The organism is Vibrio breoganii (assembly GCF_001677275.1).
GTDB classification, from domain to species: Bacteria; Pseudomonadota; Gammaproteobacteria; order Enterobacterales; family Vibrionaceae; genus Vibrio; species Vibrio breoganii.
In genome coordinates, this window is the sequence record NZ_CP016177.1 from 2004872 (window position 1) to 2029194 (window position 24323).

Annotated in this window: 18 protein-coding genes; 7 read left to right on the top strand and 11 right to left on the bottom strand. The window is 44.6% G+C overall.

What is annotated here, in order from left to right; genetic code table 11:
- Window positions 1–72: 72 nt before the first annotated feature.
- The 6 genes from A6E01_RS09240 to A6E01_RS09265 form a co-directional block, all read right to left on the bottom strand.
- Window positions 73–1446, bottom strand: coding sequence for a carbohydrate porin (locus tag A6E01_RS09240; protein ID WP_017026749.1), 1374 nt, complete (start codon window positions 1444–1446; stop codon window positions 73–75).
- Window positions 1447–1543: 97 nt separating this feature from the next.
- Window positions 1544–3121: a glycoside hydrolase family 16 protein gene (locus A6E01_RS09245; RefSeq protein WP_017032597.1), complete on the bottom strand. Its 1578-nt coding sequence runs from the start codon at window positions 3119–3121 to the stop codon at window positions 1544–1546.
- A gap of 496 nt (window positions 3122–3617) precedes the next feature.
- The gene (locus A6E01_RS09250) at window positions 3618–5747 is read right to left on the bottom strand and encodes a carboxypeptidase-like regulatory domain-containing protein (protein WP_237334471.1); all 2130 of its coding nucleotides are present in this window, start codon (window positions 5745–5747) and stop codon (window positions 3618–3620) included.
- A 15-nt stretch (window positions 5748–5762) separates the two neighbouring features.
- Window positions 5763–7109, bottom strand: a complete 1347-nt coding sequence (locus A6E01_RS09255) for a glycoside hydrolase family 16 protein (RefSeq protein ID WP_065210113.1) — start codon at window positions 7107–7109, stop codon at window positions 5763–5765.
- Between the two features lie 143 nt (window positions 7110–7252).
- The gene (locus A6E01_RS09260; RefSeq protein WP_065210114.1) at window positions 7253–9157 is read right to left on the bottom strand and encodes a glycoside hydrolase family 17 protein; all 1905 of its coding nucleotides are present in this window, start codon (window positions 9155–9157) and stop codon (window positions 7253–7255) included.
- Window positions 9158–9251: 94 nt separating this feature from the next.
- Window positions 9252–12011, bottom strand: coding sequence for a carbohydrate binding domain-containing protein (locus A6E01_RS09265; protein WP_065210115.1), 2760 nt, complete (start codon window positions 12009–12011; stop codon window positions 9252–9254).
- A 479-nt stretch (window positions 12012–12490) separates the two neighbouring features.
- Between A6E01_RS09265 and A6E01_RS09270 the strand changes: the two genes are divergently transcribed.
- On the top strand, window positions 12491–13489 hold the full coding sequence (locus tag A6E01_RS09270; RefSeq protein ID WP_065210116.1) for a LacI family DNA-binding transcriptional regulator: 999 nt from the start codon (window positions 12491–12493) through the stop codon (window positions 13487–13489).
- 50 nt (window positions 13490–13539) lie between these two features.
- Here the strand turns inward: A6E01_RS09270 and A6E01_RS09275 are convergent, their stop codons facing one another.
- Window positions 13540–14298: a Nif3-like dinuclear metal center hexameric protein gene (locus A6E01_RS09275; protein ID WP_065210117.1), complete on the bottom strand. Its 759-nt coding sequence runs from the start codon at window positions 14296–14298 to the stop codon at window positions 13540–13542.
- A 90-nt stretch (window positions 14299–14388) separates the two neighbouring features.
- Between A6E01_RS09275 and A6E01_RS09280 the strand changes: the two genes are divergently transcribed.
- Window positions 14389–15165 carry a DUF1853 family protein gene (locus A6E01_RS09280; protein ID WP_017026757.1) on the top strand — a complete coding sequence of 259 codons (777 nt, stop codon included), beginning with the start codon at window positions 14389–14391 and terminating at the stop codon, window positions 15163–15165.
- 414 nt (window positions 15166–15579) lie between these two features.
- Here A6E01_RS09280 and pgm read toward each other — a convergent pair whose 3' ends face one another.
- Complete coding sequence (pgm, locus tag A6E01_RS09285; RefSeq protein ID WP_065210118.1) at window positions 15580–17226, bottom strand: phosphoglucomutase (alpha-D-glucose-1,6-bisphosphate-dependent); 1647 nt, start codon at window positions 17224–17226, stop codon at window positions 15580–15582.
- A gap of 84 nt (window positions 17227–17310) precedes the next feature.
- Window positions 17311–17871 carry a replication initiation negative regulator SeqA gene (seqA, locus tag A6E01_RS09290; RefSeq protein ID WP_017026759.1) on the bottom strand — a complete coding sequence of 187 codons (561 nt, stop codon included), beginning with the start codon at window positions 17869–17871 and terminating at the stop codon, window positions 17311–17313.
- Between the two features lie 92 nt (window positions 17872–17963).
- On the opposite strand from seqA, the gene A6E01_RS09295 reads away from it, so the two are divergent.
- The 5 genes from A6E01_RS09295 to A6E01_RS09315 all read left to right on the top strand — a co-directional run bounded on the left by A6E01_RS09295 (window position 17964) and on the right by A6E01_RS09315 (window position 20895).
- Window positions 17964–18734 carry an alpha/beta fold hydrolase gene (locus tag A6E01_RS09295; RefSeq protein WP_065210119.1) on the top strand — a complete coding sequence of 257 codons (771 nt, stop codon included), beginning with the start codon at window positions 17964–17966 and terminating at the stop codon, window positions 18732–18734.
- Window positions 18735–18804: 70 nt separating this feature from the next.
- Entirely contained in the window at window positions 18805–19023 is a 219-nt protein-coding gene (locus A6E01_RS09300) for a DUF2788 domain-containing protein (RefSeq protein ID WP_017026761.1), read from the top strand.
- Between the two features lie 55 nt (window positions 19024–19078).
- Window positions 19079–19606 carry a flavodoxin FldA gene (gene fldA, locus A6E01_RS09305; protein WP_017032610.1) on the top strand — a complete coding sequence of 176 codons (528 nt, stop codon included), beginning with the start codon at window positions 19079–19081 and terminating at the stop codon, window positions 19604–19606.
- Between the two features lie 223 nt (window positions 19607–19829).
- Complete coding sequence (gene fur, locus A6E01_RS09310) at window positions 19830–20276, top strand: ferric iron uptake transcriptional regulator (protein WP_017026763.1); 447 nt, start codon at window positions 19830–19832, stop codon at window positions 20274–20276.
- Between the two features lie 16 nt (window positions 20277–20292).
- Window positions 20293–20895: a prepilin-type N-terminal cleavage/methylation domain-containing protein gene (locus A6E01_RS09315; RefSeq protein WP_017026764.1), complete on the top strand. Its 603-nt coding sequence runs from the start codon at window positions 20293–20295 to the stop codon at window positions 20893–20895.
- 77 nt (window positions 20896–20972) lie between these two features.
- Here A6E01_RS09315 and glnS read toward each other — a convergent pair whose 3' ends face one another.
- The gene (gene glnS, locus A6E01_RS09320; protein ID WP_017026765.1) at window positions 20973–22637 is read right to left on the bottom strand and encodes a glutamine--tRNA ligase; all 1665 of its coding nucleotides are present in this window, start codon (window positions 22635–22637) and stop codon (window positions 20973–20975) included.
- Between the two features lie 147 nt (window positions 22638–22784).
- Window positions 22785–24278 (bottom strand): N-acetylglucosamine-specific PTS transporter subunit IIBC, encoded by a 1494-nt coding sequence (nagE, locus tag A6E01_RS09325; protein WP_026026037.1) that lies wholly within the window; start codon window positions 24276–24278, stop codon window positions 22785–22787.
- Window positions 24279–24323: the final 45 nt, after the last annotated feature.

Consider the following 24323-nt stretch of genomic DNA (forward strand, 5'->3'; position numbering starts at 1 on the left):
AAACTTATCTACATCGCCTTAGACTAAGTAAACTATAAGAAATTAACTAAAATCAGACTGTCTCAGCCGGCATTACCACCATACATCCGCTTGAATACCAACGATAAAATCACTTTCCAGCTTAGTCGAACCATCAGGCTGATCCACTTCGTTGGTCCAAGACTCAGGTAGGTAACTCGCGAGGAAACGAATCTCAGGCGCGACACCGTATGGCGTTGCCATAATAAATGTCGGTGCGATAGTAAACTTGCTTTGCGTCCACGATGAACCACCCCAGTTGTTGTAGACATAACCGAGCTCACCTTGCAGATAGAAGTATTCGCTAATTGGCATCGTTGGACGCACCATTGCCGAAACCCAGTAGTTGTAGTCAGATTCTGCGCGAGCATCACCCTCCGCCATATGGTTGTATTGACCTTGAACAGAAGGGAATAAGCTGAGTCCATTGTCGAAGGTGTAGCGACCCCATAGCAATACACGCCCAGAGGTATCATCATCTTCTAAATGCGTGATCAGATAGGTAGCATCCCCTGCATCACCCCAATCATTATGTTGACCTTGAGCTAAAGAACCTGGTCCATAGGCGTTGTAACCCGTGATCGTACCGCCCAGCAAGTTACCAGCACCTAGACCTTTACCACCTTGAACGATTAATTTGGAATCTCCATTACCCGGTAAGCCAAAGAAGCTGTGCATGGTGTAGGTAAAGGTTAAATCAAAGCCCGATTCTGCCCATTCATTCCCTTCTTTATCCCAGTTATCCGGCATACCTTTGACTAACGCAGAAAGTCTAACGTCACCGTATGAAACGCCAATATGAAGCGCGTGTAATAGGTTATTAAGGTTAGTAGTGTTGTTACCAATTACCGCAGAGTCGTCGTTCCAACGATCAAATTCAGAGTCTGAACGGTCACTAGCGATATAAGCCAAGTCCCACAACGACTCACCGATCTCATATCTGACAATACCTGCACCAATGCCCGACATATCTGAGTAAAAGAAATCGGTCATAAAGATGTAGTTGTCGACCTTTCCATATTCTCGACCACCACCCCATACAACGCCGGATGAAGACATGCCCGTAAATTCAACATAGCCGTTATCGATACCGGCGCCTTTTGCTTCTGCGCTTGTACTAATCCCCGCCTCTTCATCAATGGTTCCAAAACCTAGATTGATCTTGAAGCTTTTATCCTCATCCCATGTCCAGGTATTAGCAAATTGTGCGCTAAAATTGTTGTCGGCTTCGATACCTAGACGTCCTAATGTTTCTTTTTGTCCCGCGAAGTTTGAACGCTTGAAATCATTTTCTGCACTCATCAAAACACCAGCTCGGAAATAACCGTGGTATTCAAACCCTTCAACCGGATTTGCAAGCACTGTAGGAGCAACTGCTAGTCCCGTTAATGCTGTAACTAAACCCAAAGCGACCTTTGACATTTTCATATAAACTCCATTTACTTTTAGCCGAGCTTTATGGCGCGGCAATTCATCAATTTGATTGCAAAATGAGAAGGACAGACCGCCTGCCCTTCCAATTTAGTTAGCGTTCAAAACGCACGTTATCCATCATTAGCGTCATCTCACCTTGAGGCTCAATAACCAGCAAGTTTATGATTTTGCTCATATCTACTTTGTTTCCTGCAGCGAAGCGGTTGCCTCCGTTCGCAAGATCTGACAACTTAATTCGCACTTCTTGCCACTGTCCTTGAGAAGGTAGTGACACGCCTAGGTCGCTGACCTTTGGCCAGCCGCTGTCTATCTTCACAAGCAGTTCAGAATCACCAGGGTTTGATTCAACAAGCAGGTCGAATACCAACTCACCACTTGCTAGCCAATCACTCAGATCCACTTCTGGTGTTTTGAAGTAGGTGTTACCACTGGCACCCGATTTTTCAATGCGCAATACCTTTCCTTTGCTCGCATCATCAACAAAGCTCGCATTGATGTTGGCGTCAGGATCATATCCGCTTAATACAAGAAGAGGGTTAATCTGCTCAGAAAAGACTTCGAGCGAATTTCCTTTTCCGTAGTTGGCATCAGCCACTAAGATTTTCGGCGTTTCATGGCCTTTGGTGATTTGAATGCTCTCATCACTCGTTGCACATCCACGACCTGTTTCTACGTCGTTTGAGCATTGATAAACTCGAACATAATCAACGGCTAAAGTTTGTGGGAAGGCTGAGGCATCAATGCCACCTTCATTGGTGTTCCCAGACCAAGCACCACCTACCGCAAGGTTAAGTAACAGGTGAAAACGCTCGTTAAAGGGGGCAGAATCTGGCGCTGTTACTAGCTGCCCATTCTCTTTATATTGGCCATACCAGCCGTCTTGTGTTTGGGTAGCGTAGTGAACATCATCGACGTACCAACGGATTTCGCCTTCTTCCCATTCAATGGCATAGGTATGAAAAGCATCCGCAGGGCTTGCGTTGTTTGGTAAAACATATTCGGTACCAGTGTGTACATTCTCAGGCCAAGCTCGGCCGTAATGTAGAGAACCATAAATGCGGTTTTCAACCTCACCCTCAGCCGCATCCTTTTTATCGGTTGGTGTCTTGAGGTTGACCGCTTCCATGATGTCTATCTCGCCCGATGCCGCCCAAGTACCGTACTTCCAATCACTTGGCAACATCCAAATCGCAGGCCAGGTTCCTTGACCGGAAGGCATGAGAGCTCGAATTTCAAAGCGACCGTACTTCCAGTCACCCTTGTTTAAGGTTCTAAGGCGTGCAGACGTATAAGGAAGGGTCGCTTTAGCGCGCATGTCGCCATCGGGATTGTTTGGACCAGTAAAACTGCCTTTCTTCGCAACAATATGCAGAACACCACTATCGACAAACGCATTCACTTTACGGTCGGTATAACATTGCTGCTCATTGTTACCGCCACCCCAGCAGTTTTCTTCAAAGCTCCACTTAGATTTATCGATTTCGGTGCCTGAGAATTCATCATTCCAAACCATCTGCCAGCCTGTATCTGGTGTTTTTGATGTATCTACCAGTTGGTCTGGAGTAATCTGCACTGGAGCACTGCTTGAGCTACAGCCTGCTAATATAAGTGGAATCAAACTTGCCAACATTGTTCGGTTTATAGTTTTGCTCACGATTTCTAACTCCATGTTCTTAGACTTCCTACTATTTCGATTGATGGTCAAACCTGCCACAATGTAAGCGGTTACATTTGATCGACGAACGACACTAAAAAATCTTTCTCTAGCCCTAACAATCCTTGCCTGCAGTGGACTCGATAAACGCTCGTCTACCTTATGCCTACAATTGCCCTTGGAAAAACACTTACTTACTTTTGTTTGCTTAAAGTAAAATGTAAGCGGTTACAAAATTATATCAAGTACCACCGTTCTGCTTTTTGAATTAGCGCACGCTTTCGCTTTTTATGCTGAAATAATCAATAGAAATAACATTTTTATGTCTAAGAGGTATCACTCTAGAGGCTATTATTCATTAGAAGAAAATTAGCTCAAGTGAGGCTTCAAGGTGGAGCTTAGCGGAGGATACGTATCGATAAAATAGACGGATCAAATATGGTACTCTCAAAAAAAATTGCCACTCGTTAATAATTAAGTGGCAACTTTAAAGGTCACATTTGATGTTACGTTAATAGAAATAGATATTATCTAAGTAGACGCTATCGCTAGTTGTTCCCCACAAAGCCATGCCTAACTGCTGCATTGCTGCTTTGTTGTAGCTTGCATCCGCCCCAAGTGCATCAAAGCCGAGTTCCACTGTCACCCATTGACCATGTTGAACATTATTTAAGTCATAGATTAGTGGACCGCTTTGCGACAGTAATTGGAACTGAGCCTTAGTAACACCAGTGGTTGCATAAAAATCAAACCTCAAGCCTGTCATTGCGGATGCATCAACAGGCTCCTGCACTCCATACTGTATTCCCGTAACACCTCCGCTAGTTCCATCTGGCGTTATTTGAAATTTGGCGGTCGCATTACCACCGATATTTATCATCGAGTGCACAGGTGGATTCCACCATGGATCAGACCAATAAGTGATGTAGTGAGGACTATCCAAGTTATCACTAAATAGTGAAATAACCTCGTTGCTAGATACATTAGGAGTTGGGGCTGCTGTTACTGGTCCTGGATTAAGTGCGGACAGTGTAAGGTTTAGTGACGCTGCACCTGAGTCAACCGTATGCAATTGCTGCGTCACCCCATACCCGTCTGCCACAGCTTTTACTTTTTGCACTCCCTCTGATAACACTAGAGTGGCAACACCACTGCTATTGGTCATAACTTTGTATGCCACGTCATGTTCACCATCAATGCCGACGATTACTTCAGCATTTTGCAATGCTGCACCAAAAGTATCCTTAACTGAAACATTTAAGTCATAGCTATTCGATTGACCTGAGAAGTAAATATTATCAACAAATATCGCTTTCCCAGCTTCACCCCAAAGCTGAATACCGGCCATCTGCATTTGAGCTGTATTTAATGCCCCATTGCCATTTATAGCCATATCTAAGAACGGTATTTGTAGTGACAACCATTGACCCGCCTGTGGGTTATCTATGCTATAAGTCGATGAGCCATCACCTGACACTAGTTGAAGCATTACCCGATTAATACCAGGCTCAACATATAAATCCATATTCCAGGTATTGTGTTCTGATACATCGACCGAGCCATATTCGATACCGTATTGAACACCTACTACCCCACCTTCTGCTCCTGAGCCTAAGATTTCATAACGCGCATAGTTGTTCCCTTCAATGCTTCCTGCCGAATAAAATGGCGCATTCCACCAATTTTCATTCCATAGAGATACAAATTTATCCTCAGAAAGACTGTCACTAAATATAGAGAACACTTCACTATCAATGGCTTCTGGAGTCGGTGCAGGTACGCTTGGTTGACTTACACTGACTTCCTTAGTGATAAAAGACACATCACTCAGCAATACAGAACTCGTCTGATCACTTGTAAATACAAGGCCAAACCATTTTAAATCGTAGGTTGTAGGTATTGGCACCTCGAACTGTACCCAACCATTAGATAATGGTACACCTGAGCTAATCGGATAGTCGGAGCTAAAGTCTGGAATGCCAAACCCTTGAACATTAACCTGAACAGTTGTGAACGTTGTGGTCTTAAGAGCAAATTTTGCATGAGTATAACTAGAGGTATCGATAGCATTAACTTGCTCATTACCCCATGCGATCCCTGCACCATTTCCCCAGTTTGTGCCGCTGTCTATCTTCAACACTTTAGGATAATCAGGATCATCCGACACATCTTGAACCAAAGCTCCAGAGCCCCAAGTGTCGCCCCAGTATTGCATGTAATATGAATCATCATTTTGTGAGTGAAATATAAACATTTCTTCTGGTGCAGGAATAACCTCTTGTGCTTCTAAGTCCATTACTACAGATGAGTCATTTCCGGCAATCAAGACTTGGCTCTCAGTCGAATGATACCCGGTTTTATTCACTGTAATTGTATGCACACCATCTTCAACTTCATAGGTCACTTCACCTTGTGCGTTGGTATCCTTATATTGGTTCCCAATCTTTACAGATGCTTGAGTTAGGTGGCTTTGTAGATTAGCGTCTCGAATTGCAATGGTTAATTGACTCAATTCAGGCGTTGGCGTTGGGGAGCTAGGCTCATTACCTGAACTAGAACCACTGCTATCGCTATCACTGCCACACCCAAACAGAGTGGTCATTACGCAAGCGACCCCTATTTTTTTCAAACTATTTTTCATGATTGATATCCCTATCTAATTCAAAATTTTGCGGAAACTATGACGTGAAACTGCCAAAAGAAATAAGCCGAAAATGAATGGTAAGCTAGAGCTACCTCCTGAGCTGCCACTGCTAGGTGTCGGCTCAATAGGAGGGCTTGTTGCATCTTCTTTACTGCGAACTCGAACAATCATTACGGCTCGGCTGTTTAATGACTCATCCGTAACATGCTCTAGCAATACTCCAATTTCGTAGTCGCCATCGAGCATCGATGAAGGATCAAACGTCAAGGTTTGCATCTCCATTACAGGGCTAGGAATATCGTCTACTTGCCAGTAAAGGCTATAATCTGCCTTCTGCTCGTCCGATAGATCTATATCAACGGTCACTGAAGCTTCGCCTGCAAAAGGCTCTATCACATCAACGCTTCCATTACCTTGAGTTAAAGTAAGCTGAAGTTCTGGTAGGGGTATAGCCGGAATTAACTCATCAGATTTAGGAGTTTGTTCATCACAGAACTTTGCATCATTACCTTCCGAAAATTGGCAATGCGCTATGTAATCGATTTCCATCGTGGCTTGTTGTAGGTTGGGATCAATACTCCCACCTAAATTACCACCCATGGCGACATTAAGTAGCACGAACATTGGCTCTTGGTACTGACGACAACCTTGAATATTTTGGCTGACAACCAATGTATCATTCATATAGAAGTCAATTTTATCGGGAGTCCACTCCACTGCATATTTTTGCCACTCTAGGACATCAGCTGCACCTTGAGGGTATGGATGACGGTATTCACTGCCGCAACCTGAAGCATTATAAAAATTAGTAATGTAGCTGGTTGGTTGATTAGAGAACCATTCCCAAACATCAATTTCTCCTGCTCCTGGATTAGGCCAACCGACATTATCACCATCCCCTTTAATAGGCTGCTCTGCAATGCGGTTTTCTAGCATCCAAAACGCAGGCCAAGTGCCTCGTTCTAGATTATGGAAGCGTATTCTTGACTCAATACGACCATATAAAAATTCTCGTTTGTCTTTACTATTTAATCGTCCGGAGGTCCAAGACTTAGTTTGGCCTCCAAGTGTTGGGCAACTGTGCAGTTTTTTTCGAGCTATGATTTTTAATGTGCCATCAGACACGTCATAATTTCGTTCGGATGAATAGTCGTCAGCGGTGTAGCACTGGACTTCATTGTTATAATTGGCTTGAGTTTGTGCAGTCCAATTACGCCAATCAACCCCGTCACCTTCAAAAGAATCTATCCACTGGACTTCCCATCCGGCGCTTGCTGGTGCAGAGAAACCTAATGTAAGTCCAAGTGCTAGCAACATGGTTGAGGAGGTTTTTTTTCTGTTAATAAGCGAATCTAGCATCGCATTCTAACCTTTTATCTGATTACGTCGTTTGCTTCAGAATCTAAGCCAGTGACGTATAAATGAGTCTATAAGTAGCGACGAGTGCTGGGGCACTTCGTCGCTTACAATATTCAAATCATGTAACTAATAACAAAGGAGAACTACTCATACCAAGAGATGTTTCTAACCTCTATATTGCTCTTGGTTGGCGCGCTTCCTCCGGATGTTTCATAGAGATCAGAGATAGTAAATGGCGAAATCACTTGGTTAAGGTCAGGTGTGCCAGAAAACTCACTAAGATTGACGTTGATTGTTTGCCAATCGGTAGTTAAGGAATAACCTTGACCTGCATTAAAGCGAATCCAGTGATTGCCACCCCCCTCTGTTTGGAAACCCAAATAGAAACCAAATTGAGCTAATACACTTTCACCGCTCTCTACGCCTCTAATTTGGAAACTCATTGATTGATATCCAGAAAGGTTACTCGTTTGACCTGCAATACCAACACCTGCGCCCCATCCCCAGACTGCTGCCAATGCTGGGTCTGCCGCAACCGTTAGAACTCCTGTCGTTTCATCTACACCCGCCCATGCCGTGATTGGGTTATCCCAACCATAAGCGGCAGCTCCTGAGTACAAGGCAGCGCCCAATACCTGAAACTCACCTTCTTCTGGCGGCGCAACAGCAGCTTGAAACGGAGGTGGTAGAACGGTATCCATTAAAGTAATTTCATCGCCAGAAAAGCTAGCTTGGAAAGACGAAACATCACCACGAGTTAGACCTAGATTATTTAGCGTGTCGACTTTGTCCCACGCTACATATTTAACGTTCCCATCAATATCAATTAGGCCAAAGTGTTTTTCTGAGTGCGTAGGATTATTAGGGTCACCTTTCCACGGCTCATCAAAGGCTTGGAAGAAGAACAGTGAAGCACCGAAGTCATTGGAAAACTCTCGCATAGCGTCGTAGAACAGCTTCTGCTTATATTCGTCAGCTGCTTGAGTTCCACCTTCTCCAAACATTTCTGAAGAAACGGTTGACCAGCCAGTCTCACCAATATGAATCGGCTTGGTAGGATCCACACTATTAATAAATGTTTGTGCTTGAGCTAGTTGAGAAATACTGCGGCTGTGCGCTTTGGTCATCGCAGAAGCAATCTGCTCCTCTTTAGATAAAGATTGTTCACTAAGAGGGACCTTCCATTCCTCTTTAAAGATTGGGTCATAATGCGTGTCATGATGCGCGTACGTATGTAAAGAAACATAATCAATCGCTTGAATCAGTGCTTTAATATCGGTCTGATCGTTGTTGTTACCATTGGCATCATCACCCGCCCAAACAGCAAAATTATCAGAGCTTGTGATCCACAAATCATCTGTATCACCACTTTGCATCTTCCAAGATTGCAAATCATTGACGTGGTCAAGGATAATGCTAGGCACAACATGATATTCAGCCCACGCCACCATGGCTTCGTTACCTACCGCTATTACCTTGATAATATCTGGATACGCTAGAGCTAATTCCTTCGCTTTGGCAATTTCATCCGCATTAACAGGGTTTTCTTGATCGTGTATTACTTCATTACCCGTCCAAGAGTTCAGTGCGTCAATCCACACCCCTAGCATCACGTACATTTCAAATGATGAATCCTCTTGTTGTAACTCATCAATGGCTTGCAATAAGTTTTCAGTATTGCTCTTTCCATCTAGCCCAGTGAAGCCTTGGGTGTTATATGTACGCAATACTTTTATACCCATTGCGGACAATATTTTCATATCTTCTTTATGTTCAGCAACAGAAGGAACCTCTGCTCCTGACTCGCGAGTGGTTGTGCGCCAAGCACCATAAGAAACCGCTAGGTATTCAGGGTTTCCTAGCAGAGGCTCACCATTTCTCGCTGTTGGGAATGAGGTAGGGACTGGCTGCGGGGCCAGTTCAGCAATATCATTATCACCGCCAGCATCCGGAGCATTACCACCAACACTCAACTGCTCATCGCCACAGGCAATGAGTAGGCAGGACAGGACTGTGGTTGCGAAAATCTTAAAATTAGACCGTCTCATTACTACTTCCTTATAAATCTTTACTCAACTTGAGAGACTTAAATTACATTCATAAAAAAACGCCACATAGATCTATATCTATGTGGCGTTAAGGCTATTTAATCTCTAATCGAACATTATCAAACGACACTTGCGTTTGGCATCCATCTACGGCACCACACACACCACCAATAGCTAGGTCTAGTCCCCACTCAGGATTGTCACCAACATCAAAGTCGTAGCTATATTCGCTCCATACTGTCGTCAAATTAGGAATATCAAAGATATCTGTCTTAGAAACACCGGCTGAGCTTGTCGTATACAGCAACCCATTGGCAACACTACCATTTGCAGTGAAGCCTTTAGCTTGGAAAGACAAAGTAACTGTCTGGCCTGCGGTCACTAGGCCCTGACCGACTTTTTCAGCTTTAATCCTCGCTTCATTTCCCGTTGCAGCGGCAACAGTAACGGACTGGTCTTGAACAACAACACTACCACCACCAACTTGGAACCAAGGGGTTAACAGGTCATCAGTAAAATCACCATTCACAATGAGATTACCTGTTCCATCATCAGGTGGCAGAATTGGGCCTTCTTCTGGGTTATCTGGTGTTTCCCCGGTTCCTTCCTCGGGCACTACAGCAATATTGTCTAAGAAAAGGTCGACACTACAGGTTGCTACCGCACCACAAACTCCCCCAATAGTGAAATCTAAGCCTGCAGATGTTCCTGCACTAACGACCATTTCTTGAGAGTATGATTGCCATTCAGTAGTAGGCGCAGGCATATCAATGACCTCAGTACCAACAACTCCATCACCAATAAAGTGGATAATTGCATTCGCTACACCACCATCAACGGCTTCACCACGATAAGAGAACGAAACAGTAATGGTTTGGTTTGGATTAATGTCGCCCGCTCCAATTCCATTAGCTTTAATCCTAGATTCAGCGCCATTTCCTGCTTGTAAACGCGCGGCACCGCTATCGATAGATACACTTCCGCCGCCAATCGAATACCAAGGGTCAATAGAACCGGTTTCAAAATCACCATTCACAACGACATTACCTTCAACATCTACTGGAGGTAATACCGGCCCTTCTGGCTGTTCTGGTTCTTCTGGAGCAGAGCTGCCTGCCGATGAGAAGATTACATTGTCAACGACATAAGATGCACCATCACCCGAGCCCCATGCAGGGAACATCATAACGAGATCTATTGCGCTTAGGTTCACGCCGCCATCGGCTAAGTCACTTAAGTTAAAGGTATAACGTTTCCAAACATCCAATTCTGGTACATCGGCTAGAGTAAGCTCCAAGGCTCCACCACCAGCGGATTCAACCTTAAACTTCCAATCAATTGCACCATTGTCATTGGTTAACTTCAGATCAAATGATACTGTACCAGTGTCTTGCCACGCAGAGACATCAACGGGAGCACCACCTACCGCTCCATCGCCATCTCTAGAGGTAAAGCCCACGACCGTAGCCCCTACAATGTTGAACTCTGTTACAGCGCCATAGTTATCGTCACTATCCGTAATGACGGCTGGGGCAGTGCCGCCACAGCAATCCCATGCTAACCACGCAGGATTAGCAACATCATTGAAAATGACAAAAGACTCTCCATCGTCTACCGGTGGTTCTTCTGGATCAACAGGCGGCTCTTCTGGATCAACAACTTCGTCGACTTCAACAAATGTCATATCGGCCCAGTAAAATTCCTTGTTCGCAGCCTCTGCCAAGAAATCAAAGAATATGGACTTTTTGTCAAAGCTATAGTTTGGGTCTAATACACCGCCATTTAAATCATTAAAATCAAACTCAAGCTTTTCCCACTCGTTTACAAGCGAAGTTTGAACTAACACCTCAGCTAATTGCTCTGGTACTACTGAGTTTTCGACTTTGAATAACACCGGTATACCTGCTTCTGCAGAGAACACCCATACGGAAACAATGCTTCGTTCAGGTGTTATGTCAAGAACAGTAATATCACCAAGAGTCGTTCCAGCCCATATCTCTGCACCTGCTGGTTTGATCGTTTTTATCAAGGTTCCTGCAGGTAATGTTTCACTCGATGGATTGGCAGCCGCTTGCTCTGATGCTGCACCACCAAAATCTTCCATTGCAACCACTAGATCTGGCTTGTAGCCTTCATCAGACTCATTTGGAATAATCGGGTCGGAAGGGTTTTCTGGCTCAGACGCATCACCGTCAACAAATTTAACATTATCAACTCGGTATACTGCCCCCTCACCCTCTTCCCATGCAGGGTTAATCAGAATCTTATCGATATTGGTTAAATCAAGGCCTTGATTAGACAAATCCGCAAGAGAAACTTGAACCTTGGTCCACATACCAATTTTTGGTGCAGGGATAGATAACTCAACGGCTTCGCCATTACTTTCTTGATCTCCGCCGTTACTTTCTAGTTTCACAATCCAATTTACATTGTCACCAGGGCTGTTTCGTAATTTGATCTCAAATTCAAGCATGCCTGCAGATTCCATGTCACTGACATCGACACCCGCAAGTCCTTCAGCACGAACAAACCCTAATACTGCTGGTTGCTCACCGACTCTAAACTCTGTCGTTAACCCGTACTCATCAAGCTCCATCGGATAAATTGGCGTTGTTCCACCGCAACAATCCCATGCAGGCCACTTGGCATTCACGGAGTTTTCAAATACGACCATATCACTACCTGATGGCGGCGTTGGTGTTGGTAATGTTGGTGTTCCAGAACCATCAGGACTATCTGCGGATGCTCCTGCTTGTGAACTAAGGGATTCATCGCCACATCCCATCATAGCTAATGCTATAGCGGTAACGAGAGCTAGATTTGCGACTTTAAAACGTCGATTACTCACTTCCATTGCGTTTCCTTGTATTCATCAATTTAACTGTCCAAGTAGCGATATCATTGACCGCATGAATATTGTAAGCGGTTACAAAAGAGCAAAAAACGCCCCAAATAGATACCAAAAGAGTCACTAGCAATCCATAAAAGCCTATGAAAAAGAGGGTTGATTGCAAAAACTTAACAAACCATAAACCTTAATTTAGAGAATGTAACCTCCAACCCTCTCAAATTAAGAACCACATCACAGATATGTAAGCGGTTACAAAATGTTTTGCATTAGTTGAAAGTAAGGTGTCTAGTAGCGTATATTAACAGCTTGTAACATGTGTGTGCTTATACCTAGCCTAAGCAATTATTTGGCTGAATTAAGCATAAGGTATGTTTATAATTAGACTATCCGAGCAACTCAACGATGAATGTTCGTTCTTTCTTGAAATAGCTAGGTTTACAAAATTATCACTGTTTCGAGAAGTAAATTAACGGGTAATAAAATTGGCAACGATAAAAGAAGTTTCAGCGCTAGCAAAAGTCTCAACAGCAACCGTTTCTCGAGTTCTCAACGGGCACGCTTATGTGAAGGAGGCTAACAAGCAGAGAGTCTATGAAGCGATGAAGGCTTTGAACTTTCAACCAAATGCGTCAGCCCAAGCCTTAGCATCCAATAAAACCAATAGTATTGGCATGCTTGTTGGCTCCTTCGACAGTCCCTTTTACGGTCCTCTAATGCATCACGTTGAGCAGCAAGTGCGTGAGAAAAACATGCATCTGATCGTAACCAGTGGTCAAGAGTCTCTTCAAAAAGAACAAGACTCCATCGAATTCCTCCTTGCTAAACAAGTCGACGGGTTGGTTCTTCATTCCGATAAGCTCTCCGATGACACTCTGATTAGCTTGCTGTTACGCCATCCCAATACCATGATCGTTAATCGTCTTGTACCTGAGATTGCCGAGAGCTGTATCTATATTAACAATGAGCAAGGTGGCATGGTTGCCACTCAGTTTTTGGTAGACAATGGTCACACTGAAATAGCCTGTATCAGCGGCCAAATGAGCAAGGTTGATAGCCGAGATCGCTTGCAAGGGTATCGAAACGCGCTTGGTGCTTCCGGGCTTCCTTACAATCCAATGTATGTGATCGAAGGGCGGTTTGACCATCAGGGAAACCACGATGCAGTAAGACGATTGCTTGATCGAGCACCGAAAATCACCGCCATCTTCTGTCAGAACGATAATATAGCGTTGGCGGTTTATGATGTATGTGCGGAGCGAGGTATTACTATTGGTAAAGAGTTATCTGTTATCGGCTTTGATAACGATAGCCATAGTCAGCACGTGAGACCGAGACTGACGACGATTGATTATCCTGTTCATCGAATTGGTGAGGTGGCAGCGAAAGCCTTGCTAGCACGAATCGATAACCGTAAATATTCGCCGTCTAATAGCCTGGTACCAGAGTTGGTTGAGCGAGATTCAGTCTGTAAGCTCAAGTAAAAAGGGTAGCCCGCAAGTGATTGCTAGTGCTTAGGGGATACCCGTTGCCATTAAACTGGATTATTAATATCAACAAAGGTGACGTCTAGCCCATGCTCTGCGGCTAGCCATTCACCCAGCGCTTTAATGCCATAGCGCTCTGTTGCGTGGTGACCCGCTGAGAAGTAATGAATATCTTGCTCGCGTGCCACAAAGGTGGTGCGCTCTGAGATCTCACCTGAGATGAAGGCATCCAAGTCGTTGTCTGCAGCCAATTGAATGTAATCTTGACCACCCCCCGTGCACCAACCAACAGTTTCAATCATTTTATCGGCGTTTTCAGGTGCGATATGCAGTGGCTCTCTATGTAGGGCTTTGTCAATGCGCTTAGCAAATTCCGCGCCGCTCAACGCTTGCTTCAAGCGGCCGTGCATTGCGACAGATTGAGCATGCCCCTCTAACCCGCCTTCAACATCAATGTCCAAAAGCTGAGCCAGACGTGCGTTGTTACCCAGTTGTGGGTGAATATCCAATGGCAAGTGATACCCATAAAGATTGATATCGTTCTTGATCAATGAGCGAATACGGCGACCTTTCATACCGACTATCGGCTCAGGCTCACCCTTCCAGAAATAACCATGATGAACAAGGATAGCGTCGGCACCTAACTCGATAGCCTTATCGATAAGCGCTTGAGAAGCAGTCACTCCAGTAACGACTTTATTGATGGTTTTGCTTCCTTCAACCTGAAGTCCATTTGGCGCGTAATCTTTAATCAGTTCAGGGGAAAGCTTGTCATTAAGAATGCGTTGCAGTTGTAAATTGTTCATTTTGCTTCCAAATAATTGAAAATACGTCTGATATGTAGCAAGTTAAACAAACAAATGTCTGCTCGTCTAGCTACTAGGGTCTGTTAGCCAATGCCAAATACCTATGTTGATGTCTCTACATTATCTCAATTCGCTGATTGGATAGCGACAACACCGCCACTGTTGCATGGTGATGAGATAATTGTAGAAGCACTTCCTTTTCAAACCCTCTGCGCTGAGAAAATGCACACCTATACGGGCAACCCTCGGCTCGGGTTTATCTATCAGTATTTGTGTGAGCAACTGTTCATACACCACCCTTCCCTATCCATCACCACCACTGAACTGCAGCTCAGTGATAATGGCAGAACCATTGGCGAGCTGGATTTTATTCTGCACAACCACCAGCACGATAGATTTGAGCATTGGGAGGTCGCCATTAAGTTTTATCTGCTCCATGGGGATAAATGGTACGGCCCTAACGCCATAGACCGACTTGATAAAAAGCTTAAACATATGTTGGAAAGGCAGCTTCAGCACACACAATCTGACATCTTTATCCGTCAATATCCACAATGGAAAGACCTTTCACAACACCTGTTAATGCAAGGACGCTTGTACATTAATCCTTTTGAGGCTCACACTGTGCCTACGCATTGTGAAGGGAAAAAGATAAACACCTCGCAGATCGTGGGCTATTGGTGTCATCAGAATCAAGCTAATCAAATAGATGAAAAACTGTATCGCTTAGATAAGCCACTTTGGGCTACTGGTAGAACAGAAAACTCTCCATTATTGGATGGTATTCAAGGCAAGATCTTGCACTGTCAGAGTGAATCAGGACGCTTTTGGTTTATTGTTCCTGATGACTGGCCCAATAATATCTAGTCAATTGTAGAAACTGTGATTTCATATTCAAAACAATCAATAACGAGTGCAAATAAATCGTTTTAATACAACAATTTAAATGTTGCACATCCACTTACTCATAAAGAAGCATCGCATAAGCGTACAGACTCATATTGAATCCCAACCTGCATAGGCATACAGTCTCGCTGATTCAAAACACTTGATACATATGCGGTTCATCTAGGAGTTTCCATGACCGAATTGATTGAAGCCATATCTGTTTTTATGCTGATGCTCTGTGCACCAATCTTGCTTGTCACTTTATTTCAGAGAAAGCAAAAAAATAAGCAGGTATAAACAAGCTACAACCGTTTTAACCCCATAAAAAATCCCCACTGTGCGCAAACACAATGGGGATTTATTTATTCAGGCTTAAGCGTTCTAAGGCTTAAATTATAGGCCTGCTGCCTTAAATACTTGGTTCACAATCTCTTGTGCTTCAGTTTCAATTAGCTTCAGGTGTTCAGCACCCTTAAAGCTTTCACAGTAAATCTTGTAGATTTCTTCTGTGCCTGATGGACGCGCTGCGAACCAGCCGTTGGCTGTCGTCACTTTAAGACCACCAATTGCCGCACCGTTACCTGGAGCGTGAGTCAAACGAGCAGTGATTGCATCACCCGCTAGTGTATCCGCAGACACCATTTCAGCCGATAGCTTCTTAAGCACATCTTTTTGTGGACCATTGGCAACCGCTTGAATACGGTTGTAGCTAGACTCACCGTGCTTAGCTGCTAGTTCGTTGTAGTATTGCTGAGGGTTCTTGCCAGTTACTGCAGTGATTTCTGCTGCAAGAAGACATAGGATGATACCATCTTTGTCCGTAGCCCAAGGTGTGCCGTCTTTACGCAAGAATGACGCGCCCGCGCTCTCTTCACCACCAAAACCAAACTTACCTTCGTATAGACCATCTACAAACCATTTGAAGCCAACTGGCACTTCGCATAGCTCGCGACCAAGGTCAGCAACCACGCGGTCGATGATTGCGCTTGATACTAGAGTTTTGCCTACAGCAACCTCAGCGCCCCAGCCTTCACGGTGACGATATAGGTAATCGATACATACCGCTAGGAAGTGGTTAGGGTTCATTAGCCCTGCTGGAGTCACAATGCCGTGACGGTCGTAATCTGGGTCGTTGCCAAATGCTAGGTCGTAGTCGTCTTTGAGTGCCAACAAGCCAGCCATCGCGTAAGGCGAAGAACAGTCCATGCGCACTACGCCGTCTTTATCCAAAGACATAAACTGGAAGCTAGGGTCTACAGCTTCGCTTACTAGAGTTAGGTCTAGGTTGTATGCCTTCTGGATTTGACGCCAGTAATCGATGCCTGAGCCACCTAGTGGATCAACACCAATCTTAAGGTTTGCTTTTTGGATTGCTTCCATATCAACCACGTTCACTAGATCAGCAACGTAAGGAGCAACCAAATCTTTCTCAACGAATAACTCGCTCGCTTTTGCAGCGGCAATGCCTACACGTTTCACATCAGCTAAACCTGCTGCGATGATCTCGTTTGCGCGATCTTCGATAGCTTGTGTTAGCTCACCCTCAGCAGGACCACCGTGAACTGGGTTGTACTTGATGCCGCCATCTTGTGGTGGGTTATGCGACGGAGTAATTACAATGCCGTCTGCTTTTGCATCATTAACCAAGTTGTAAGTAAGGATTGCGTGAGAGATACCCGGAGTTGGTGTGTAACCTTCGTCTTCTTGACAGATAACTTGAACACCGTTTGCCACTAATACGTCGACAACCGTTGCAAATGCTGGCTCTGAAAGTGCGTGAGTATCTTTACCCACGAATAGAGGACCAGTCACACCGTTGCTTGCGCGAACTTCAGCTACTGCTTGAGCGATAGCTAGAATGTGGTTTTCGTTGAACGTAGTCTTGTCAGCACTACCACGGTGTCCAGAGGTACCAAATGCTACCTTATGATCCGCGTTGCCTGCTTCAGGTTGAAGTAGGTAATAGTTAGCTACCAACTGAGGGATGTTGTGTAAATCTTCTTGCTGAGCCTTTTGCCCAGCGCGAGGATGCATAGCCATTGTGTTATTCCTTTTTTATAGTTCTTCAAATATTAAAATGCCCGCAAAAAGGGGGAAGTTCTTTGCAGGCATAATTCCTTGGGATTAAATTGAGCGAGCCACTCGCTCTATTAACTCGGCGGGGAATGACATTCTCACCATCAACTGCTCAACCATCTGACGTTTACGGCTGGTGTTGTTATTGGTGATCACCCAAAAAGGTGACCCAGGAATGGCTCTTGGTTTGGTCGTGGTGCCACTTGCCAAGAGCACTGCTTCGTTATCTGCGAAGTAAACGCGTTTGCGACCCTTAACCTGAGTCGCTTCGGCGAATCCATCTTTATCAATTCGATGAAGTGCAGATAATACAAACATAAATCTATCAATCGCTTTATCTAAAGCGGCAAATTCATCAGAGATAAGTTCACTGCGAATCTGCTTGATAGGGTCAATCGATTGCGACGGTTTACCTACGATGATAGGTGTGGCCGCGCCTGTAGGCTCAATATCTGTTTCTGGCGTTGCCTCAACAGACTCTGCTTCTAGCTTGGCTATACCATCCACATCTAGTAAACGTCGTAGAATATCGGATGCACTCTCTCCAATGCGTTGGGTACGGCTCGCGATAAATCTATACAGTTCTTCGTCAACTTCGATGGTTTTCATTCGCTTTTCACAATCTTATTAGTTTAAACTGCGCCAGATTATACCCAGTTATTGAGTAAGTCTCTACGGAAAGCAAAAGGGAATTGGAGAAAATGTCGAGCCAGTTACACTATAAGATCCAAGGTCATGGTAAACCTATACTTTTGATCCACGGTTTGTTTGGAAGTTTGGATAATTTAGGCCTCCTTGCCCGCGATCTCAGCCAAGATCACCAAGTGATTAGCGTGGATCTGCGCAATCATGGGCGATCCTTGCACAGTGATGAACATACTTATGCCGCACAGGCCGAAGATATTCGTCAGTTAATGGATGAATTGGCATTAGATGAGTTAACTGTGGTCGGCCATTCGATGGGTGGTAAAGTGGCAATGAAGTACGCCTCTATTAGTCCAATGAACATCCAAAGATTGATTGTATTGGACATGGCCCCTGTCGCCTACAACGTGGATCGACACAGCAATGTGTTTGCGGGGATTCAAGAAGTCGCTAAACAGAAGCCAAAACTGCGCTCTGAAGCGATGGGTCTAATGGCCAAGCACATAGAGATGGAAGGTGTAAGGCAATTTTTGAGCAAGTCATTATATAAAGATGGCGATACCTTAGATTGGCGCTTCAACCATCAAGCCCTGAAGTCACAATATTCTGAGATCATGACCTGGTCTGCCCTAGCAGAAAACCCTTTGCCTACCCTCTTTATTAAGGGCGCAGATTCGGATTACATTCAAGGTGAACATCAACCTGAGATAATGGCTCAGTTTCCGAACGCCAAAGCGCATGTGATTGCGAACACAGGACACTGGCTGCATGCCGAGAAACCGGACATGGTGTTACGCGTTATTCGCAAGTTTATTGCACAAAATTAAAGGTCAAGGGTAAACAGACATAAGCTGACTGTGATATAGTTCCGCGATTGATAAAGCATAAAGGGATGCCATGCTCTACGATTACATAAATCAGATTGAATCCATTGGACTTGATTTGTTGTTTGCCTCCGTATTTTTACTCATCGGTCTCGCAATCAAAGACGTTCTGAAGCAGGGTAATGTCCCTCCATTTGGCCGTCGTATCGTATGGCTTGTGTTGTTTTTAGGTTGTGCCGGTTTCATTATCAAGGGGCTGATTCAGCTCTCTTGGGAAGGCTCAGGTATATAACCTACAACTCACTTTATAAACGCATCCGATTACATCTAATATAGGTACTGATTCTATGGCAAGTGTAGGTCTCTTCTTCGGCAGTGATACTGGTAATACAGAAGCTGTTGCAAAGATGATTCAAAAGCAACTAGGTAAAAAACTGGTTCACGTTCAAGATATTGCAAAGAGCAGCAAAGAAGACATTGATAACTTCGATCTGCTTCTGATCGGCATTCCAACCTGGTACTACGGTGAAGCTCAATGTGACTGGGACGACTTCTTCCCTGAACTAGAGGGTATCGACTTTAGCACTAAGCTAGTCGCTATCTTTGGTTGTGGTGACCAAGAAGATTATGCTGAATACTTCTGTGACGCTATGGGTACCGTTCGCGATATCGTAGAAGGCAAAGGTGGCACTATCATGGGTCACTGGCCAACAGAAGGTTACGAGTTTGAAGCATCAAAAGCACTTGTTGATGACGACAACTTCATCGGCCTATGCATCGACGAAGACCGTCAGCCAGAATTGACTGACGAGCGCGTAACAAAGTGGGTTAATCAAATCCACGCTGAGATGTGTCTTGCTGAACTAGAAGACTAATCTTGTACAGATTTTGAAATTTTGAAAAAGGGGCCTTGTGCCCCTTTTTTGTACCTGTTATTTCACCAGTTACAAATTTGTAAATATTTATCACATACTATTCGTGACATCCTTCCGTTTTATGACCAAAAGAAATAACCATCATAAGTACATGGTTTATTGTTCTGGTTCCTTCCCATATAATGAACATTAGAGTAAGGCTCAGATTTTTATAGGAACATGCATGCCAGATAATAATAAAGCCCTAAAGGAAGCAGGGTTGAAGGTCACTTTACCACGCTTAAAAATTTTAGAGCTACTTCAGCAGCCAGGTTGTCAGCACATCAGTGCGGAAGAGCTGTACAAGAAATTAATAGATATCGGTGAAGAGATTGGTCTTGCTACCGTTTACCGAGTTCTCAACCAATTTGATGACGCAGGCATTGTTACTCGTCACCACTTTGAGGGCGGCAAGTCAGTATTTGAACTGTCTACCCAGCACCACCATGACCACCTTGTTTGTCTAGATTGTGGCTCAGTGATTGAGTTTAGCGACGAAGTTATTGAAGAGCGTCAGCGTGAGATTGCAAAACGTTACAATATCAATCTGACTAACCACAGTCTTTACCTATACGGTCGCTGTGCCAATGGTGACTGTAAGGCTGATCCTAAGGCGCACACGCCTAAGTAGTAGAGTCATAAACAAAATGTCTATCAGTAAAAATGGATTTACGCTGATTGAGTTGGTTGTTGTTATCGTGATAATCGCGGTGCTAGCTGTAGTGGCTGCCCCGCGATTTTTAGATCTTAACTCTGACGCGCGAGAATCGATGCTTCAAGGTGCGGCGGCTGAATTCCAACAGTCTATTAATTTTGCGCATCAAAGATGGGCGCTAGAAGGCAGAGGCACAGAATCCTACGCCAATATGCCTGGATATGCCGAAGGGACAGATGCCACTGAAGGTAGCAACAGCATAGACAGCCATCTGGATATGAATGATGTTGGCTATCCACTGGGCGTTGATAAGAATGACCCTATGGGAGCACCCTTTAATATTGGTAAGGGCGACAAAGCCTGTTATTTGTTGTGGGATAGGCTTCTGAATTCATCCCTTACTGCGACTGATAGTGTCGCCCAAGCTGAAGATTATGATTTCTACGCTATTCGGCAACAAGATGACAATAATTATTTTTCTAAGTGTGTTTTTATCTTCACCAAAGACGGTTATGACCCCGACCCTGAGTCAGCTAAGCATGTCATCTGGTATGACTCTCGAACAGGTGATGTCTCTTACGTTCTAAATGATTAACTAAAACTACTCTTAAACCGGACATAAAAAATGCCAGCATCTAGCTGGCATTTTTTTTTTTAATACAAAAGCATTAATTAGCTATTGTTTGCCCAAGTATCACGTAGACCGACTGTGCGGTTAAACACTAAGTTCTCTGCAGTGCTGTCTTTGCTGTCCACACAGAAGTAGCCTGTGCGCTCGAACTGGTAACCCGCTTCTGCTTCAGCGCCCACTAGGCTAGGTTCAACAAAGCCTTGCTTCACATCTAATGATTCAGCATTAATCGTTGCTTTAAAGTCTTCCGCCGCTGCTGGGTTTGGTACCGTAAACAAGCGATCGTATAGACGAATCTCTGCAGGAACACCTTTGTCAGCGGATACCCAATGGATAACACCCTTCACTTTACGACCGTCCGCTGGGTTCTTACCTAGCGTCTCATCATCATAAGTACAGAAGATAGTGGTGATGTTACCTTGCTCATCTTTTTCGATGCGCTCAGCCTTAATCACGTAAGCGCCACGCAGACGTACTTCTTTACCTAAAACTAGGCGTTTGTACTTCTTGTTCGCTTCTTCACGGAAGTCATCAGCCTCGATCCACACTTCACGAGTGAAGGGGACTTCACGACTGCCCATTTCAGGCTTGTTCGGGTGATTAGCAACGTTTAGCGTCTCAACCTGACCTTCTGGGAAGTTTTCAATAACGATCTTAACAGGCTCAAGAACAGCCATCGCACGAGGAGCGTTCTCGTTTAGGTCATCACGAATACAAGACTCTAGTGAACCAAACTCAATCATGTTCTCTTGCTTAGTCACACCAATACGCTTACAGAATTCACGGATAGACGCAGGCGTAAAACCACGGCGACGCAAACCAGAGATGGTTGGCATACGCGGGTCATCCCAGCCATTGACCAAGTTCTCAGTCACTAGTTGGCTTAGCTTACGCTTAGACATCACCGTATATTCAAGGTTTAGGCGGCTAAACTCATACTGATGAGGCTGAGTCTCAATGGTAATGTTTTCCAGAACCCAATCGTACAAGCGACGGTTGTCTTGAAATTCAAGGGTACACAAAGAGTGAGTAATTCCCTCTAGGGCATCCGAGATACAGTGAGTAAAGTCGTACATCGGGTAAATGCACCACTTGTCAGCGGTTTGATGGTGATGAGCAAAACGCACACGATATAGAACCGGATCACGCATCACCATGAATGATGAGCTCATATCGATCTTAGCACGCAGACACGCCTCACCTTCTTTGAAGCCACCATCACGCATTTTTTCAAATAACGCTAAGTTCTCTTCAACGGTGCGGTTGCGATATGGGCTTTCTTTACCCGGTGCTTTCAACGTACCGCGGTATTCGCGGATTTCATCAGCGGTTAGCTCTTCAACATAAGCTAGGCCCTTGTTGATCAACTCAACAGCATACGCATACAACTGATCAAAGTAGTTTGACGAGTAACAGATATCGCCAGACCAGTCGAAACCTAGCCATTGAACGTCGTTCTTGATTGAATCAACGTATTCAATGTCTTCTTTTTCAGGGTTGGTGTCATCAAAGCGCAGATTGCACTGGCCCTGATAGTCTTGAGCAATACCAAAGTTTAGACAGATCGACTTAGCGTGTCCGATATGCAGATAACCGTTTGGCTCTGGCGGGAAACGAGTATGCACGCTGTTATGTTTGCCATCCGCGATATCTTTATCGATGATTTGGCGGATAAAATTCGATGGTCGAGCCTCAGCTTCACTCATCTACAACACCTCATGGTTCAATTTTGAAATTCTTCTACGCCCTACATTGTATTCGTCTAAAGAACTAAATCTAGATGTTTGTGTTATGAAAGGTAAAAAAAATGCCTCCCGAGGGAGGCATTGGCACAATAATCTAGGAGTTATTGATTAAGATGGAAGCTGTACAGTTGTTAGGTCAGCATCTGCAGGGATTTGTTTCATCTCACCTGCTACGATTTCTGCTAGTGGACCTAGGATAACTTGAACGTTATTTGAACCTAGTTTAACCACACCCATTGCACCTAAGTCTTTCAGTTGCTTCTCGTTGATTACGCTCGTGTCGTTTAGAGTTAGGCGTAGACGAGTGATACATGCATCAATTGAAGAGATGTTGCTGTGACCACCTAGTGCTTTAAGGTACTGCTTCGCAAGCTCAGAAGAGTTTGAAGAACCCACAGTTGTTGAAGCACCATCTTCGTCATCTTCACGACCTGGAGTCTTAAGACCGAACTTAACGATTACTGTACGGAACACTGCGTAGTAGATTCCGAAGAATACTAGACCTTGAAGGATTAGCATGTACCAATCTTTCGCTAGTGGGTTACGGCTAGATAGAACCATATCCACAAGACCTGCTGAGAAGCCAAAGCCTGCAATCCATTCCATTGATGCTGCGATGTATACAGAAACACCCGTCATAACAGCGTGCAGAACATACAGTGCTGGCGCTAGGAACATGAATGAGAATTCTAGTGGCTCAGTCACACCAGTGAAGAAAGAAGCGAAACCTGCAGCAATCATGATAGACGCTACTTTTTCTTTGTTCTTAGATTTTGAAGTGTGGTAGATAGCCAGTGCTGCACCCGGTAGACCGAACATCATGATAGGGAAGAAGCCCGCTTGGTACATACCAGTAACACCTACTGTTGCAGTACCTTCTGCAAGAGACTTAGCGCCACCTAGGAAGTTAGGGATGTCGTTAATACCTGCAACGTCGAACCAGAATACTGAGTTCAGTGCGTGGTGAAGACCAACAGGGATAAGTAGACGGTTAAAGAATGCATAGATACCAGCACCTACAGAACCCATACCTTGGATAGACTCACCGAAGTGTACTAGGCCATCGTAGATTGCAGGCCACACGTACATAAGTACGAATGCCATTACGATACCAGCAAAAGAAGTCAAGATAGGAACAAGACGCTTACCAGAGAAGAACGCTAGTGCTTTATGAAGCTCAACGGTCGAGAAGCGGTTGTAGATCTCAGCAGAGATAATACCGACTAGGATACCTACGAATTGGTTTTGAATCTTACCAAATGCCGCTGGAACTGCGTCGCCACTAATACCCTGAATCTGTGCTACTGCACCAGGAGATAGAAGAGTAGTAACAACGTACATCATTACTAGGCCAGCCAGTGCCGCTGCACCGTCTTTATCTTTAGACATACCGTAAGCAACACCTACAGCGAATAGCCAAGACATGTTGTCGATGATTGCTGCGCCCGCTTTAATAAGGAAGCCAGCTAGTGCACTGTTGCCACCCCAACCGGTCGGGTCAATCCAATAACCGATACCCATGAGTATCGCTGCTGCTGGTAGCGTAGCAACCGGCACCATTAGCGCCTTACCTACCTTCTGAAAATATCCAAGAATGTTCACGTTACTTCTCCCCCTGAGGAATCTGAAAATAAGCTTAAAACTTTT

Bases quoted from the DNA above. Each gene is read 5' to 3' on its own strand.
- A6E01_RS09240 (WP_017026749.1), bottom strand. From the start codon at position 1,446: ATGAAAATGTCAAAGGTCGCTTTGGGTTTAGTTACAGCATTAACGGGA.
- A6E01_RS09245 (WP_017032597.1), bottom strand. From the start codon at position 3,121: ATGGAGTTAGAAATCGTGAGCAAAACTATAAACCGAACAATGTTGGCA.
- A6E01_RS09250 (WP_237334471.1), bottom strand. From the start codon at position 5,747: ATGAAAAATAGTTTGAAAAAAATAGGGGTCGCTTGCGTAATGACCACT.
- A6E01_RS09255 (WP_065210113.1), bottom strand. From the start codon at position 7,109: ATGCTAGATTCGCTTATTAACAGAAAAAAAACCTCCTCAACCATGTTG.
- A6E01_RS09260 (WP_065210114.1), bottom strand. From the start codon at position 9,157: ATGAGACGGTCTAATTTTAAGATTTTCGCAACCACAGTCCTGTCCTGC.
- A6E01_RS09265 (WP_065210115.1), bottom strand. From the start codon at position 12,011: ATGGAAGTGAGTAATCGACGTTTTAAAGTCGCAAATCTAGCTCTCGTT.
- A6E01_RS09275 (WP_065210117.1), bottom strand. From the start codon at position 14,298: ATGAACAATTTACAACTGCAACGCATTCTTAATGACAAGCTTTCCCCT.
- A6E01_RS09280 (WP_017026757.1), top strand. From the start codon at position 14,389: ATGCCAAATACCTATGTTGATGTCTCTACATTATCTCAATTCGCTGAT.
- pgm (WP_065210118.1), bottom strand. From the start codon at position 17,226: ATGGCTATGCATCCTCGCGCTGGGCAAAAGGCTCAGCAAGAAGATTTA.
- seqA (WP_017026759.1), bottom strand. From the start codon at position 17,871: ATGAAAACCATCGAAGTTGACGAAGAACTGTATAGATTTATCGCGAGC.
- A6E01_RS09295 (WP_065210119.1), top strand. From the start codon at position 17,964: ATGTCGAGCCAGTTACACTATAAGATCCAAGGTCATGGTAAACCTATA.
- A6E01_RS09300 (WP_017026761.1), top strand. From the start codon at position 18,805: ATGCTCTACGATTACATAAATCAGATTGAATCCATTGGACTTGATTTG.
- fldA (WP_017032610.1), top strand. From the start codon at position 19,079: ATGGCAAGTGTAGGTCTCTTCTTCGGCAGTGATACTGGTAATACAGAA.
- fur (WP_017026763.1), top strand. From the start codon at position 19,830: ATGCCAGATAATAATAAAGCCCTAAAGGAAGCAGGGTTGAAGGTCACT.
- A6E01_RS09315 (WP_017026764.1), top strand. From the start codon at position 20,293: ATGTCTATCAGTAAAAATGGATTTACGCTGATTGAGTTGGTTGTTGTT.
- glnS (WP_017026765.1), bottom strand. From the start codon at position 22,637: ATGAGTGAAGCTGAGGCTCGACCATCGAATTTTATCCGCCAAATCATC.